General features: G+C 43.9%; 12 protein-coding genes and 2 tRNA genes. 5 read left to right on the forward strand and 9 right to left on the reverse strand.

Going from position 1 to position 16,120, the window contains the following annotated elements; translation table 11 throughout:
* Positions 1 to 136 precede the first annotated feature (136 nt).
* The 3 genes from ACVBDU_RS08110 to sppA all read right to left on the reverse strand — a co-directional run bounded on the left by ACVBDU_RS08110 (position 137) and on the right by sppA (position 5,463).
* Positions 137 to 2,779, reverse strand: coding sequence for an AsmA family protein (locus ACVBDU_RS08110; protein ID WP_447179256.1), 2,643 nt, complete (start codon positions 2,777 to 2,779; stop codon positions 137 to 139).
* Positions 2,780 to 2,867: 88 nt separating this feature from the next.
* A complete protein-coding gene (locus tag ACVBDU_RS08115; RefSeq protein ID WP_447179257.1) occupies positions 2,868 to 3,569 on the reverse strand; it encodes a queuosine precursor transporter in 702 nt (233 codons plus the stop codon).
* A 130-nt stretch (positions 3,570 to 3,699) separates the two neighbouring features.
* Positions 3,700 to 5,463, reverse strand: a complete 1,764-nt coding sequence (gene sppA, locus ACVBDU_RS08120; protein ID WP_447179258.1) for a signal peptide peptidase SppA — start codon at positions 5,461 to 5,463, stop codon at positions 3,700 to 3,702.
* Positions 5,464 to 5,805: 342 nt separating this feature from the next.
* Between sppA and folK the strand changes: the two genes are divergently transcribed.
* Positions 5,806 to 6,939 (forward strand): 2-amino-4-hydroxy-6-hydroxymethyldihydropteridine diphosphokinase, encoded by a 1,134-nt coding sequence (gene folK / locus ACVBDU_RS08125; RefSeq protein ID WP_447179259.1) that lies wholly within the window; start codon positions 5,806 to 5,808, stop codon positions 6,937 to 6,939.
* 285 nt (positions 6,940 to 7,224) lie between these two features.
* On the opposite strand, the gene ACVBDU_RS08130 is transcribed toward folK, so the two are convergent.
* Both ACVBDU_RS08130 and ACVBDU_RS08135 read right to left on the reverse strand, forming a co-directional pair.
* A complete protein-coding gene (locus tag ACVBDU_RS08130) occupies positions 7,225 to 7,608 on the reverse strand; it encodes a DUF3037 domain-containing protein (protein ID WP_447179260.1) in 384 nt (127 codons plus the stop codon).
* A complete protein-coding gene (locus ACVBDU_RS08135) occupies positions 7,586 to 8,377 on the reverse strand; it encodes a HipA family kinase (protein WP_447179261.1) in 792 nt (263 codons plus the stop codon). The genes ACVBDU_RS08130 and ACVBDU_RS08135 overlap by 23 nt, the downstream gene beginning before the upstream one ends.
* A gap of 549 nt (positions 8,378 to 8,926) precedes the next feature.
* Between ACVBDU_RS08135 and ACVBDU_RS08140 the strand changes: the two genes are divergently transcribed.
* On the forward strand, positions 8,927 to 9,667 hold the full coding sequence (locus ACVBDU_RS08140; RefSeq protein WP_447179262.1) for a DUF4488 domain-containing protein: 741 nt from the start codon (positions 8,927 to 8,929) through the stop codon (positions 9,665 to 9,667).
* Positions 9,668 to 9,676: 9 nt separating this feature from the next.
* On the opposite strand, the gene ACVBDU_RS08145 is transcribed toward ACVBDU_RS08140, so the two are convergent.
* Both ACVBDU_RS08145 and ACVBDU_RS08150 read right to left on the reverse strand, forming a co-directional pair.
* A complete protein-coding gene (locus tag ACVBDU_RS08145) occupies positions 9,677 to 10,240 on the reverse strand; it encodes a pentapeptide repeat-containing protein (protein ID WP_447179263.1) in 564 nt (187 codons plus the stop codon).
* Between the two features lie 12 nt (positions 10,241 to 10,252).
* A complete protein-coding gene (locus ACVBDU_RS08150; protein WP_447179264.1) occupies positions 10,253 to 10,792 on the reverse strand; it encodes an RNA methyltransferase in 540 nt (179 codons plus the stop codon).
* 317 nt (positions 10,793 to 11,109) lie between these two features.
* Here ACVBDU_RS08150 and mutS point away from each other — a divergent pair, with 317 nt between their 5' ends.
* The 3 genes from mutS (at position 11,110) to ACVBDU_RS08165 (ending at position 14,071) form a co-directional block, all read left to right on the forward strand.
* The gene (mutS, locus tag ACVBDU_RS08155; RefSeq protein ID WP_447179280.1) at positions 11,110 to 13,680 is read left to right on the forward strand and encodes a DNA mismatch repair protein MutS; all 2,571 of its coding nucleotides are present in this window, start codon (positions 11,110 to 11,112) and stop codon (positions 13,678 to 13,680) included.
* A 181-nt stretch (positions 13,681 to 13,861) separates the two neighbouring features.
* Positions 13,862 to 13,934, forward strand: a tRNA-Gly gene (locus ACVBDU_RS08160).
* A 51-nt stretch (positions 13,935 to 13,985) separates the two neighbouring features.
* Positions 13,986 to 14,071: transfer RNA gene (locus ACVBDU_RS08165), tRNA-Leu, on the forward strand.
* Between the two features lie 100 nt (positions 14,072 to 14,171).
* Here ACVBDU_RS08165 and ACVBDU_RS08170 read toward each other — a convergent pair.
* Positions 14,172 to 14,444: a transposase gene (locus ACVBDU_RS08170; RefSeq protein ID WP_447179265.1), complete on the reverse strand. Its 273-nt coding sequence runs from the start codon at positions 14,442 to 14,444 to the stop codon at positions 14,172 to 14,174.
* Positions 14,445 to 15,630: 1,186 nt separating this feature from the next.
* Positions 15,631 to 16,077 (reverse strand): lipocalin-like domain-containing protein, encoded by a 447-nt coding sequence (locus ACVBDU_RS08175; protein ID WP_123216775.1) that lies wholly within the window; start codon positions 16,075 to 16,077, stop codon positions 15,631 to 15,633.
* Positions 16,078 to 16,120: the final 43 nt, after the last annotated feature.

A 16,120-nucleotide genomic window follows, 5' to 3' on the forward strand; every position in this document is an offset into this window, starting at 1 on the left:
GTCTGCTGCCTCGTGTCCCGATGCAAGCCTTTAGATAAGCTCCGAACAGGCCTGGAAATTAAATCTCACTTATCGAGCCAAATAAAAAATCACGTTATTTTAAACGCTTCATACTTCTAACTTCGTGCTTCCGACTTTAATTGGTCGTATCCTTTTTCTTTTTCCCGAACAGTCCTTGTAAAGCATCTTTGGCAGCTTCTTTTACAGATTCCTGTTTTTTGGCTGCCGTAGTGTCCGTTGCTGTGCTGTCCTTGCTTTTTCCTCCCAAAAGGTTACCCAGCGCATTGCCTACCGCATCCTTGCCCTGGCCGACCAGTTTGTCTTTTTGCTTGGCAATGAGCTGTTGTGTCAATGCCGTAACGGCAGATTTCATATCGGTAGAAACGGACGGACTGGTATAGGTTCCGCCTATGGTTGCGGTAACCGGAACAGTCATTCCCTCTTTTTCCGTTTCATTCAGTTGGGCCAGCAGGTTACTTGCTTCTTTCCCGAGATATTTTGCAGGAACATTGAACGTGGCTTTATAGGCCATAGTTTTGTCAAAACCATGACTTCCCGCTACCTCGATGTCTATATCCTGGTATTTTACATGAAACGGTTTTACGTTTACTTTTCCATTGTCAAAGGATAAATGTGTTTTAATATCCTGAAGATTTAACTTGTTCATGTCCAGGAAACTCAGGTTACTGGTCAGTCCGCTGAGTAATTTGGAATCTTTGGTGTCAATCCCAGAAGTCAGCACCTCGGCCAGGGCATCGCCGGAAACGGAGGTCAACACAGGCGTCAGGTCGTCGTTCAGGTTACCGGAAAGGGACAGGTCCGTATTCAGTTTTCCCTGCAATATACCCGCAATAGGGGTCAGGGCTTTCAGCAGGTCCAGTCCCTGGAAAGACTCGGCGATATCAAAATTGCTGATATCCATCTTCATATTAAATGTAGGCGTAGCCTCTTTTGTAGACACATCCCCGTTTATGGCCAGTTGCCCGTTGAATATACTGGATCTAAGATCTTTAAGAGTTGCTTTTTCATCCCGTATTATGAGGGTCCCTTTTACATCTTTTAGTTTCAGGTTATCATACAACACCGTATTGGCCGATGCGTCGACCGTACAATCCAGGAATGAAGGTATTTTTATTTTTTCTTCGGTTTTCGCATCGTCTTTTTTTCCTGTCTCCTGTTTTTCCGACGTTCCCTCACCTTCTGCTTCGGCTACCATAAAATCGTTGAGGGAAAAGGTGTCGGATGACAGTGTAAAGCTGCCCTCTATCTTCTCTTTATTGAACATAAAGCCCATCATATTGTTAATGGTTCCTGTGGCGTTCAGATCGGTCTGCCCGGTTTTTGCCTGAAAAGTATTGAGCTTTACTGTTGCGGGATTAAAGGTTACATTGGCTTTGCTGATACTAACGGGGTTGGCCATTTCCAAAGAGGCATAGGTAAACCCGGTGAGATCCATCGTCCCTGAATTCCTGGTGTTCTCATACTTTTGGTTTTCAATGGAGGCCATATCAAAAGCCGTAGTGATATCCGCTACCAAAATACCGCTGAGTTCTTCCTCCATAGGAAAAGGATATGCTTTAGAAAGATTGGCCAGGTTCAGTTTTCCATCTATCCTGGCATTTACACGCATATTTTCGGTTATATTGTTTAACCTGGCATTGGCATTAAAAACGTCCTGATCTATACGAAAAGACAGTTTTTGAATATCCACATAGGTATCTTTGGTGAGCCCGGTTTTATTAACTATTTCCGTAGCCAGCTTTATATCCGAAACCGATTTGGGCAGGTCCGGATATTTGAAGGACGCGTTCTCCGAAGCTATTTTTATATCAAAAGCGGGAATATGCGTAGCATCCACAATACCTTTTACTTCTCCTTTTACTTCAAAATTCCCGGTCGTCTGTACATTCTCTATATTGCTGGAATAAGCTTCAGGAATAACCGCGAGGAAATTCTTAAAATCGGATGATGGGGTATTGAAGGTTATATCGATCTCCTGGTTGTCTTCGTTGAGCTGTACATAGCCGTCGAACACCAGGGGGAGCTGATTAAATAATAAAGTGTTATCCAGGAAAGAATAGCGGTTCTTCTCCAGGTCTATGCCGATAACAGCATCAAGATCCACCCTGTTTTTGCTGATATAGGCCGTACTGTCCATCATAAAAGACACCAGGGCATTTGTTTTGGTCTTTAGTTCCGATTTGATAAGGGAAAGGTCCCCGCTGCCCGAGTGGTTGAGTTCTTCCATGACAAACTGCATTTTCCCCTCTTCATCCAGGTAAGAGATACGGCTGTCCCTTATATCGTATTGCTGTACCGAGAAACTGAAATCTTCTCCTTCTGCCTGAGTTTCTTCTCCACCGGTATCATCCGTACTTTCCTTCGCTATATCATAGTTGGCCTTCCCTTCGCTGTTCACCAGGATATTTACATTGGCCTTGTCAACGGCAAAGCTGCTTATCTGCATTCCGCTTCCCTTAAACAGTTCTCCTATTCCCATTTTTATGGAAACTTCATCGGCATAGAACAGGGTATCTCCTTCAAAGGGAGCCAGGTTGATCACGGATATTTCGTTCAGGGCGACCCTGGCTTTCGGGAATCCGGACAAAAGGCTTATGTCCACATCTTTAAAATCGACTGTAGCATTTACGTTCTTATTGATGTTCTCCTTGATAAGTGCTGTTATTTTATCCTTGAATAAAAGCGGGGTTACCGCAAGTAAGAGTATGAGTATACCGATCGTGATCCCGGCTATCTTTAATCCCTTTTTAATTTTCATTGCTTTTATTTTTTTTGAGTTAACGCTATAGTATGCCTTGCATTATTCTTATACTTTCAGGACTTTCTTTTATATAGATACGATCCGGTCAGGGTAACTGGATTTCCTCCCCTTCTTCCAGGTGAAACCGCTTACGGATAATATATACAAAAAAATACAAAAACGGGGTATCCAGCAAGGCTATTAACATTTTGAACAGTACCCCTCCTATCAGCAATCCGGTAAACCGTTCCCAGGCAATAACATCAAAAGAACAAAGCAGGAGCAGTACCGTCATAGTATCGATAACCTGAGACGAAACGGTCGAACAATTATTCCGGAGCCACAGGTGCTTTCCTTTGGTGTAGTTTTTCCAGAAATGATAAATATGGATATCCACGTATTGTGCGGCAAGGTAAGCAAGCATAGAAGCCATTACGGCCAGTATGGTACGCCCGAACACATCGCGGAATATCTCATCTCCTATAGGCGACCAGTCCGTCGCAGGGGCAACTGTGGAAACATAAATGATAAGCAGGGAGAACAATGAGGCAAAAATACCGGCAGTAACTACCTGATTTGCCTTTTTCTTACCGAATATTTCCGAAATGAGGTCGGTGATCAGAAAGGTGACAGGATACGGTAATATCCCTACAGAAATCTCAAATATCCGGGACCCGAAAATGTTGACTTCTCCGAAAGGATACCAGTAAAAGAATTTTTGAAAGATAAGATTGGAAACCACCAGGGAGGTGATAAACAATGCGGCGAGATACAGGTATAACTGGTATGCGGCTTTATGTTGTTGCATGCAAATGATTTTTGTGGGAAAACACGAAAAAAGTATCTGTAATACCGTCAGAACTACTATTCAAAGCCGGAAAACCTATGGAGGTTTTCCGGCTTTGCCGTAAGACGGTTTTTTGTTTTACCTAAATATCTTAATGCATGATAAGTTCGAACGGCAGTCTGGCCTGTACTCCTTTCTGCCCGGACAATACTTTAATCTTTTGCAATATCTGGTAAGCCTGTTCTCCTATTTCTTCTTTTAAAATCTCTTCTTTACTCCTGCCAATAGAGACACCTATGAACTTATCCATTATATCCTGGATATTTGTGGTGTACACCGGAAAATCCTGTACGGTGTATTCTTTTGTTCCACCAACTTCCGCTGCATATTCTACAGCTTTTTCCAGTCCGCCTATTTCGTCAACAAGACCAATTTCCAGTGCTTCCGTACCACTCCAAACTCTTCCCTGGGCAATGAAATCCACTTCTTCCTCGGTCATTTCCCTGCCATCGGCAACATGGCCTATAAAAGTGCTGTAAATATTTTCTATGCTCTCTTTGGTCACTTCTGCGTATTCTTCGGACAAAGGCTGAAAAATGCTGTACCCGAGAGCCTGGTCGTTGGTAACCACATGTTCCGCATGTATACCCATCCGGTCTGCCAGTTCCTTAAAGTTGGGCAGCATACCGAATACACCTATCGATCCGGTAATGGTGGTGGGCTCGGCAAATATCTTATCCGCACCGGAAGCGATGTAATATCCTCCCGAAGCAGCGAGGTTCCCCATAGATACGACTACGGGTTTATCCTTTTTCGTGATCTCCACTTCCCTCCATATGATATCCGAAGCCAGTGCACTTCCCCCGGGTGAATTTATGCGGAGAACGATGGCTTTCACCTTGTCGTCTTCCCTGGCTTTTTTGAGGGCCTTTACAATAATCCCCTGCCCTACATAATCCTTACTGCCTTCACCGTAAACAATTTCCCCCTCGGCATAAATCACCGCAATCTTGTCTTTTCCTGTCTTTTTAACCTTTTTCGCAGCATATTCGGAATACTCCCGCATACTTATACACTCCAGTTTTTCATCCTGTTTTATCCCGCTTGCCAGTTTCAGGGAAGACTCATACTCATCAAAATACGCGATCCTGTCTATCAGTTTCGCATAAAGCGCCATTGCCGGAGTCCTTGCCCCAAGATCATCGGCTATACTGTTGAGGCTGTCCGGAAGTATACCCCGGCTATCGGAGATATCTTCCAGCATGGAATTCCACACGGAAAGTAATAATTCGGATATCTGGTGCCTGTTTTCCGCGCTCATTTTATTATCCAGGAACGGTTCCACCGCACTTTTATATTTACCGTGACGTATCACCTCCAGCTTTATACCGGACTTTTCCTGCAGGTCTTTGAAAAACAGTACCTCGGTAGACAGACCTTTAAAATCTATGTCTCCCACGGGGTTCACAAAAACAGAATCGGCTACGGAAGCCAGGTAATAATCCTTCTGGGAATAAAAATCCCCATAAGCATATACAAATTTTCCGGAAGATTTAAAATCATTCAGGGCATTTCGTATGGCTTTGGTCTGTGCCATCCCTGCAGGAAGATAACTACTGCTAATGCTGATCCCTTTGATCTTAGTATCGGTCTTTGCCTGTTCTATCGCCTCCAGTATATGATTCAGGCCGTCGTACTTCTCATATTTCATCCCGAAATCGGTAAAATCAAATTTACCTCCGTAGTCCCTCAGGGGCTGGTCGATACCTATTTCCAATACGGATTTATCCCGTACGGTTATTACATTGTCCTGGCTACCAGCCAGACTCACAAAGATGAGGAACATAAAAAACAATACGCCAAGGGCTATAAAACACCCTAAAACAGACGCTAACAGATTTCTTAAAAATTTCATTGTTCAATCACGTATTACTTGCAGTAAAAAAACTCGTTTCGCACGTACTTATGTACTATGCTTCACAAAGATAATCTTTTCGGTTTATGAATTGCGATAAGGACGAACGGAATTAAAAATCATGCCCAAAAGTTGCTAAACGGGGGAAGACCAATCGTCCGGAGAACAGGTTGTTTTTGTGAGCTCTTGTTCATTTTGAGAGGTTTTTAGGGCTATGTCTCCTGGCTAAGGATATCTGTTTACTTCCCGAAAGCAATTTAAGTCAACCGCATTTAAACCTTGTCCGGATTTTTACAGGATCATTATCTCGTTTATGTTGGTTTCTTTTAGTTATTTTGCACAATGAAACGCGCATATCTATCCATAGGAAGTAATCTCGGGAGTAAAATACAAAACCTTCAAAACGCTGTAACATACCTGGAAAAGGGCAATGATCTGAAGGTCACAGCCTCTTCCGGAGTATACCAGACACCTGCCTGGGGTTTTTCGGGCGAAGATTTCCTGAATGCGTGTATTGCCGTGGACACTTCCATGAAACCGCAGGAATTGCTATTCCACATCCTGGAAACGGAAAAAAAACTGGGAAGGGTCCGCTCCGGGGAAAAAGGGTACCAACCCAGGACCATCGATATTGACATTCTGTTTTATGAGGACGAAACCATAGAACAGAATAATCTTATCATCCCCCATCCGCAGATCTCCAACCGACAATTCGTGTTACGCCCATTGGCAGATATCGCCCCCGGCAAGATACATCCGGAACTGCAAAAAACAGTAGCACAATTACTGGAAGAATGCCCGGATAACAGTGAAATTGACAGGACTTCATACGATTTACGACCGGCGGAGAAAAACCCTTTTTCCTCGCTTCATTACATTGCTATCGAGGGCAACATAGGCTCCGGAAAAACTACCCTGGCCACCAAAATAGCAGAAGACTTTAACGGCAAGCTTATCCTGGAACGCTTTGCGGACAATCCGTTCCTGCCAAAGTTTTACGAAGACCGGAACCGCTATGCCTTTCCTCTCGAAATGTCTTTCCTGGCCGATCGCTACCAGCAATTCACGGACGACACCTCACAACCCGACCTGTTTACCAATTTTATGGTAAGCGATTACGACATTTTCAAATCGTTAATATTCGCCAATGTTACCCTGGCAGAAGACGAATTCCGGCTGTACCGGAAATTATTCGACCTTATGTATAGGGAGGTTACCAAACCGGATATATATGTTTATCTCCATCAGGACACGGATAAATTATTGCAGAACATCAAAAAAAGGGGAAGAAAATACGAACAGAACATTCCGCCCGATTACCTGGAAAAGATAAACAAAGGCTACCTGGATTTTATTAAAACCCATCAGTATCAAAATGTACTGATACTGGATGTTTCAGAAGTGGATTTTGTTCAGAACAAAAATGACTACTATTACCTCATCGACAAAATACACAATTTCAAGGACGAAATGTAAAAATTATAACTTTTTTAACTTTTATTTGCATTTTTAAAAAAGGTTATTTTAAATTAGTACCATTATTAAAGCTAACTAACTAACTTTTTCATAATCCACCCCCCGGGATTCAAGCAATTGAGTCCCTTTTTTTATTAGTTTTGGAGTCATGGAGGAGTAGATGAAAACGCAGATATTCACCAAGGGATTCCAGGAGATGCAGGCAAGATAATACTTGTATAAATGCAAAAAACGGACTTTCCGGAAAGATCTCTCCGAACTAAAACTCCGTAACTTGTACTTCCCTTACAGCACCAGTTCTTCAAACAGACGTTGCAAAGTTTCTTCCGGGTCGGCGCTAAAGCCGGGATGTGGTCTTGAGGTTTGGATAACAGAACTCCTCATCGCCGTAAGCCATCGGAAACGCGAAGCCAGGTCCAGCCGGGCTATCGGGCCGCCGTCTTTACTCCCCCTGCTTATCTTATCAAAGGATTCCAGGTTTTCCATCAGTTGCTCTATGGCCGTTTCACATGTAAAAAGGTTTAGTTTCTCTTCATTAATATGATATAACGTTTTCAGGAATGCCTTTTGTTTGCAATAGAGTATCACCCCAACGTTGAGGAATTCTTCCCGCTCTACCCGGGGCACCAGTCTTATTACCGCATATTCATACAACAGCATTTCTCGCATTCTTTGCTTCGTTTATAAAAATTTCGGAATTAGTCAGTCTCGTGGTTAAAAAGCGAAAATATATCTCGCGTATCTGTTCCGGTGTTTCTTCCGATTGTTCCCACAACAACCACGTTTCCGGTATGAGGTCCACAATCTCCTTAAGTACTTCATCCGTCAGTATTTCCCGGAACTCTCCGTTCACTTCATCCAGCATTTCCGCCTGCGGAAGTAATACGTGATCTTTGATGTAAGTAAAAGGTGTCTTTGCCTGTTGTTCCCAATTGTTCCAGGAATGGTGAAAATAAAAAGCGGCCCCGTTGTCAATAAGCCATACCTCTTTGTGCCAGAGAAGCATATTGGTATTCCGGAAAGTCCTGTCTATATTCGTAATAAAGGCATCCAGCCAAACGATCTTAGACGCCAGTTCATCGTCCACCTTAACGGCTACGGGATCAAAGTTAATGGCCCCGGACAGAAAGTGGATACCTATGTTGAGTCCCTGGCTTTCGCGGAGCAGGTCCTGGATCTCTTCATCTCCCTCGGTACGGCCAAAGGCTTCATCCAATTCCGCAAATACTATCTCCGGAACTTTAAATCCCAGTTTCCGGGCAATTTCACCCCCCAGGAACTCCGCGATCAAGGCTTTCACCCCGTGACCGGCACCGCGGAATTTCACCACGTACTTAAATCCGTCGTCGGCCTCCGCAATTGCCGGCAGTGACCCACCCTCTCTCAGGGGAGTGACGTAACGGGTGACTTTTACATTTCTAATTTCCACAGAAGACATTCTTTCCGGTTTTCTCTGACAAAAATAGTGTATTCTCCATACTTTATCCGGAAAAGCATATCATATCCAGGGAAAACGCATTATAGTTGAGTAATTCTATGTTTAAGGTTTGTTGCCGGTGACCGGTTTGCCAGTTTCCCGGTTGTTGATTAGTTCGGAGTTGGTTAGTTAGGGAGTTGAAACAGGAAACCTTCCCTACAAAACCCCAGAACTCCATCCCGATATATCGGGACTCCCAAACTTAGCACCCAATATCTTCTATCTTTATCAGGTTCCCGAGCGCAGCCGAAGGGCAATCTTCATCAATAACAACCAATCACTATAAAGCACCAACACCCCTCGTCGCCTTGTCACTTTGTCTCCAAATGTTTCATCCCCTTCATCTGTCTTCCCTTATATAATGCATTTGCCCTAATATCATGTCCCGGAAATTATATATTTTCTCAAGGACCTCTTTCAAAATAATGGAATTCCTTAAAGATTAATTGTTCCTCATGAGTGAAAAAATAAAAAATGTATCTTTACTCTTTACAGCAAACACCTGAAATCATGAAACATATACCTGCTTTACTACTGATATTCTTTTCTCTCGGAACCTTGTACGCCCAGAAAATGGAGGGTGCGTGGAAACTGACCCACAAAAACGGAACGGAAATCAATGATATGGAATACATCCGTATATACCAGGACGGATATTTTGCTTTTGGAGGCAAAAAAAAGGAAGGCAATGCGTTTACGGATACCGGCGGAGGGGAATATATCCTGGAAGGTGACCAATACACGGAAATACCGGACTTTTATACGGCCGATCCGGAAAAGATAGGTAAGAAACAAACCTGTTTCCTGACCGCTACGGATAAGCAGATCGTTTTGAAACAAGCAAACGGCGACACCGAAACATGGACCAGGATTTCCGACCAGAAAGACGACCTAACCGGGAACTGGGTCATTACCGGAAGGGCCAACCCGGAAGGAGAAATTAGTGAAATGACCCCTGGCGATCGCCGAACCGTAAAAATTTTGAGCGGCGGGAGGTTCCAATGGATTGCCTTTAATTCCAAAACCAAAGAATTCCACGGTACCGGCGGTGGTACTTACACTGCCCGGGACGGAAAGTATACGGAACAGATTACATTTTTTTCCAGGGATAACAGCAGGGTCGGCGCTTCTTTGGAATTCAATTACGAAGTTAAAGACGGCAAATGGCACCATAGTGGAAAAAGCTCTGCCGGAAAACCGATCTACGAAATATGGTCCGGATACAACGAGGCCTATACCACGGAAGAATAAGAAACTGTTTTATTCCAGGATAACCCCGTATTTCTTCAGTAACCCTGCTGCCCCATCCATAGAAAACCTTGCTTTCCGAAGGCGGTTTGCTTCCGGGTCTATCGAAAAATTGAACGAGGTCCGGAAATCGGCGCCTTCCAGGTTAGTATTCTCAAAAACCGCCCCGGCGAGGTCACAGTTTTCAAAAACGGCGTTTTGAAGATCACATTCACGAAAATCCACGCCTTCCAGTTTGCAGTCTTTAAAGTGAGTCCCTTTTAATTTCATACGGTGGAAAGAAGAAAAATCCAAAGCGGAATTTTCAAAGCGGAAAGCAAGCAGTATGTCATTGCACCGGTCAAAAGAGACTCCCAATATCTTGCAATGTTCAAAACAAATATCCCGAAAAGCAGTATGTACCGGCTTTGCCATACTGAGATCGCAATGCGAAAAACGGCATTCGAAAAAATCGATCCCGGACAGGTCCGCATGCGAAAAGTTGCAGCGTACAAACGAGCAGTCCTCATATTCCCCTTTTTCCGGCGGCTTCACGGAAAAATCCGTATTCTCAAAAGTTTTATCATAAAAAACCATGCTTCCCTCCTGTTATTTATGTGCCGTTTTCATCTTATTAAAAAGGTCCCATACCACTACCCCGGCGCTTACCGAAATATTGAGGGAATGCTTGGTGCCGTATTGTGGTATTTCTATAACCTCATCGCAATCGGACACGACTTCCTGCGCCACCCCTTTTACCTCGTTCCCGAAGATCACTGCATATTTTTTCCCGGTTTCCGGAACAAAATCGTTAAGCATCACCGCATTTTCTGCCTGTTCTATAGCCACAGTAACAACACCTTCCGTTTTTAGTTTGTTCACAAGCGCACGGGTATCTTTCACATATTCCCAATCTACACTGTCCGTAGCGCCAAGAGCGGTTTTATGGATGTCCTTATGCGGAGGGGTGGCTGTTATACCGCACAGATATATCTTTTCGATCCGGAAGGCATCGGCTGTGCGGAATACGGACCCGGTATTATTAAGGCTTCTTATATTGTCAAGGATGACGATCAAAGGCGTTTTTACCGTGCTTTTAAATTCTTCCACCTGTAAACGTCCCAGCTCGCTGTTCTTCAGTTTTCGCATACTTCCTGTTTTTCGTTCGACTATGCAGAGCAAAATTAATCTTTTGTCATCCAATATAAAACCCGGGGATCAGATCTTTTCCTCCGAACAAAAATTTCAAACGGATAAAATTATTCATAAATTCGCCCTTATCAAAGTGACGGAAAGATAGAGAGAGAAAAAACAAGGTGACAGGCCTTATTTTGACACATAACTTTAAGATCGTTGAGGAAAGAAAGTATCAATGCAGAAAAGTTAAAAACCTTAAGCTTTGTATATTAAACCTATAAACTATAAACAGCTTGGCATCTACAAAAAGTAAGAAGGAAACGCCGTTAATGAAGCAGTACAACCAGATCAAGGCAAAATACCCGGATGCCCTGCTCCTGTTCCGCGTAGGGGATTTTTACGAAACCTTCGGGGCAGATGCCGTAAAGGCCGCCGGCATACTGGGCATTGTACTGACCCACCGTAACAATGGCGGGGATCGAAGTGAACTGGCCGGTTTTCCACACCATTCCCTCAACACTTACCTGCCCAAACTGGTAAAAGCAGGTGAGCGCGTGGCTATCTGCGACCAGCTGGAAGATCCCAAACTCACCAAAAAGATCGTAAAACGGGGCGTAACCGAACTCATAACCCCGGGTGTGGCCCTGAACGACGATATTTTACATGCCAAGACTAACAATTTTCTCTGTGCCCTGCATTTCGGTAAAAAACAGATCGGGCTCGCTTTTTTGGATATTTCCACGGGGGAGTTTTTGACCTCCCGCGGAAGTGCGGAATACGCGGACAAGCTATTGCGGAATTTCAATCCGAGTGAAGTACTGGTATCTAAGAAAAACAAACAGGAATTCCTTTCTGTATTCGGTAACGACTTTCATTCCTTTTTTATGGAAGACTGGGTATACCAGGAAGACTTCGCCCTGGAAACACTTATGAACCATTTTAAAACAAGTTCGCTAAAAGGCTTCGGAATAGATCACCTTGCAGAAGGCATCGTTGCTTCTGGTGCGGCTTTGCATTACCTTTCGGAGACCCAGCACAACCAGCTCCAGCACATTACTTCCGTAAACCGGATCGCGGAGGACGAATATGTATGGATGGACCGCTTTACGATGCGCAACCTGGAGCTGTATAGTTCTACGGCTACCAATGCCGTAACGCTCATTGACATTATTGATAAAACCATTTCACCAATGGGAGGCCGTATGCTGAAACGCTGGCTGGCCCTGCCGCTGAAAAATGCCGGAAAAATAAAGCAACGGCACCATGTAGTCCGGTATTTCCTGGACAACGACGCCATATTGCAGAAAATACGAAACCAGGTGAAGCAGATCGGCGACATCGAAAGGCTTATTTCCAAAGTAGCTACGGGAAAGATCAACCCGAGGGAAGTCATTCAGCTCAAAAACTCCCTCGAAGCCATCGTACCGATAAAGGCCCTGGCATCGGAAAGCGGGGAAGAAGCCTTGAAATCGCTGGGCGACAAGCTACACTTATGCGATACCCTGCGTGCCAAGATCAAAGAGACCCTGCACGAAGAAGCCCCGGTAAACATACACAAAGGCAATGCCGTAGCTTCCGGGTTCTCCGCAGAGCTGGACGAGTTACGAAACCTTGCCTTTTCGGGCAAAGATTATCTCGACCAGATGCTGGAACGGGAATCGCAACGGACAGGTATCCCTTCGCTGAAAATCGATTCCAATAATGTATTCGGCTATTATATCGAAGTCCGCAATGCACACAAAAATAAAGTTCCCGAAGAATGGACCCGAAAACAGACCCTGGTAAACGCGGAACGCTACATCACGGAAGAACTTAAGGAATACGAGGCGAAAATACTGGGGGCCGAAGAAAAAATACTCCAGTTAGAACAAAAATTGTTCGCGCAACTGGTGGAGTGGATGAAACAGTTCATTTCTCCCGTACAGGCCAATGCAGCATTGGTAGCGCAACTGGATTGCCTCAGCAGCTTCGCCCAACTTGCGGGAGAAAACCATTACGCCTGCCCGCAGATTGAAGAGTCTTTCGAATTGCAGATAAAGAACGGAAGGCATCCTGTTATTGAAAAACAACTGCCCATAGGCGAAGCGTATATAGCCAATGATGTTTTCCTGGACCGGGAGGAACAGCAGATCATTATGATTACCGGGCCCAACATGAGTGGTAAATCGGCCATACTACGACAAACGGCCCTTATCGTTCTCCTCGCACAGATGGGAAGTTTTGTCCCTGCCGATGAAGCCCGTATTGGTATTGTAGACAAGATATTTACCCGTGTAGGTGCCAGCGATAACATATCTATGGGAGAATCCACTTTTATGGTAGAGATGAACGAAACGGCCTCCATCCTGAACAATATTTCGGAACGCAGCCTGGTACTCCTGGACGAGATAGGCCGGGGAACCAGTACATATGACGGAATTTCCATAGCATGGGCCATTTCCGAATACCTGCACGAGCATCCCTCAAAGGCAAAAACACTTTTTGCCACGCACTATCACGAACTTAACGAGATGAGCGAGACCTTCGCCCGTATAAAAAACTACAACGTATCGGTAAAGGAACTGAAAGACAAGGTACTCTTCTTGCGTAAACTCGTTCCGGGGGGTAGCGAACACAGCTTTGGTATTCATGTAGCCAAAATGGCCGGAATGCCACAACAGGTAATCCGGAAAGCAAATAAAATCCTTAAAAAACTGGAGAAGTCCCACTCCGCAAGCGAATTATCCGACAGCCTGAAATCGACCCAGGACGATATGCAACTGAGCTTCTTTAACCTGGATGATCCCCTTCTCGAAGATATCCGCGAAGAAATATTGCATACGGATATCGATACGCTGACCCCTGTGGAAGCATTGATGAAACTGAACGAAATAAAACGTATGCTTATCAAAACCAAATAATAACAAGTACAGGATGGAAGTATAATCATTTCACTTTCAACAGTCTTGTAGATTCGGTGCAAAAAAGCGGGATAGCAACGGTTAAAAAAGCAGTCTTTTTTTAAAAAATTCTTTGCTATTTATAGAAAAGCGTTAAATTTGCATCCGCGATAATCCCCGGAAGGGTACGTTCTTATAAAATGCGAAAATAGCTCAGTTGGTAGAGCGCCACCTTGCCAAGGTGGAGGTCGCGGGTTCGAATCCCGTTTTTCGCTCGATCTCGGCTCCGCTCAATCACCGGAGTTGTTGAAATAATTTAATTTTACGCTCGGGTGGTGGAATTGGTAGACACGTTGGACTTAAAATCCAATGAGCAGCAATGTTCGTGCGGGTTCAAGTCCCGCCCCGAGTACAGAAAAGCCTTGTAAAGTATTTATTTTACAGGGTTTTTGTTTTTTATACTGACAATTTTACTGACAGAATTAGTTCGGATCATTCCCAAAATTTGTGGACTAGGCAAAAAATTCTAGATAGTCTGAATAGGTAAACTCTGTATTCCTGACCCCTCTAAAATGTACTCTAAGGGCTTTTCTTTTGGTATTAAAGGATTTGGCAGAGGCATTGGTGCTTCTGTTTATAAAGTAGTTTAGTATGGATCGATAATTCAGGCTGATACTATTTGCTACCGTTTGGAAACTTTTAAACCCGGATTTGGAAGTCCGATTTTGGGAGATAGTCTTCTTCTTTTGACCATAACACCTCCTGTTCAAGGCGATCATCGACATAATATGGAAAAAATTTTATCCAGAATAATTTCTTCTCCTTCGCGCCCGGCTTTATCAGACATACAAAGAACTCGTCTTGAGTTGTTCTATTACCTACAAAATCATTGCCCTAGTGGCAGTCTGGCCAGTCGCTAAAAATGTCCACCAGACATTTTCTTAACGTTCCTGCCTCCCCTAATTTCGTAATTTTCTCGAACCGTAACGCTGCTATGCTCCCGATAAAATCGGGATCCAAAATTACTTCATTAGTGAACAAAAGCACGACTTTTCGCTCAAATACGACAACTCAAGACGAGTTCAAATAAAGATTACAGAAACGGACCTGGAACTCTTGGAATTACTGTCTTTGAAAGATAATGAAGTCTATGATCTACAGCCGGACTTCAGCAAAGCAGGTTGGACCTATACCAAAAATGAAATTCTTTCGCCATTAAGGGGGAATACCTTCTGTTTACATCACCACATATACCCGCTATCCTTTAAAAGGAAAAGCTCCGCAACTTCATTATAGCTATGACTTTGACCAGAGAGGTAGTGAGTTATCGGAAGGTGTGGCCGACCTTATGAAGGCATTAGGGCCATCGGAAGCCTCCTATTCCATAACATCCAAGGCTCCCGGGTCTACCGTATTGTGGGGTAGTATTCATCGCCACCACCAACTGTACGTCCTGAAGATTACCTACAACTTTCCTGGGAACAGGTGGACTTCGGACATGCCTATGTTTTGCCCCTTATATCTCCTGACCCCCTTCTTAAACTAAGTATAGATAAGCTTATCCAAAAGACAGATCCTCTCCTCTTTCATCTTTTTATCGCCCCTTCGCTTTCGGGATCAATAAGCAACCATCATTTTGAATAAGGATTGTTAAAGATATTTTGGTGTGCCACCGTAGCATTCATTTGGCAAACGCCCTTTATTATGTTAGTTCCCGTCTTCTGTCTTTATCCTGAGATTGTCCAGGTATTTTTGATCTTGCATTTTCATGAACGATCGGACCAATTCAATGTTCAGCAGATCAATCAAACGCCTCATGACCACTACGCTCGAATGACCACAAACAACTATGGGACCAATAGTTAAATTAAAAATTCACCCTTGATTTTAAACTTATCCGCATACCTGTTGCCCCGAAGCAATGGGTCTCGATAGATCGCAATAAAAAGCCTCCCTTAATTTCCAAATACCTTACCCGGAAATCCTCACCCATTTCAGGTAAAAAACAACCTCTCCCTGTTGGGAAGGTATGGGAGGCGTATATATAAGAAGTTCGTCCCCTTCAACACGGGCATACCTCACTTGCTTACTCCCAATCCAATTGGGAAGCAGGCTGCCCTCAACCGTATGTACAATTTCACCGGGGCGTGTTTCCTCATACTTCCCGTAATAAGCCAGGTAGCCATCAAAAGCCATGCGTATTTCCTCCTGAGTACCACTATTGATTGAAGTGGAATTGAAAAGAGGGCGTTCCGGCCTCATTAACTGCGCATTCATCAAGCCACTCTTATCATACATTAATATCCCCTCAACACTTTCTCCGAAATAGTGAACGGGTTTGTTATCATTATCGTAATATACCCATGAAAGCAGTTTCCAGGTACCTACAATTTCTTCCTTAATAAATCTATTTGTCATAATTGGTCAGTTATTTACATAATTCATTCAATAAATGCCTGAA

The sequence above is a fragment of the Sinomicrobium endophyticum genome (assembly GCF_052983315.1).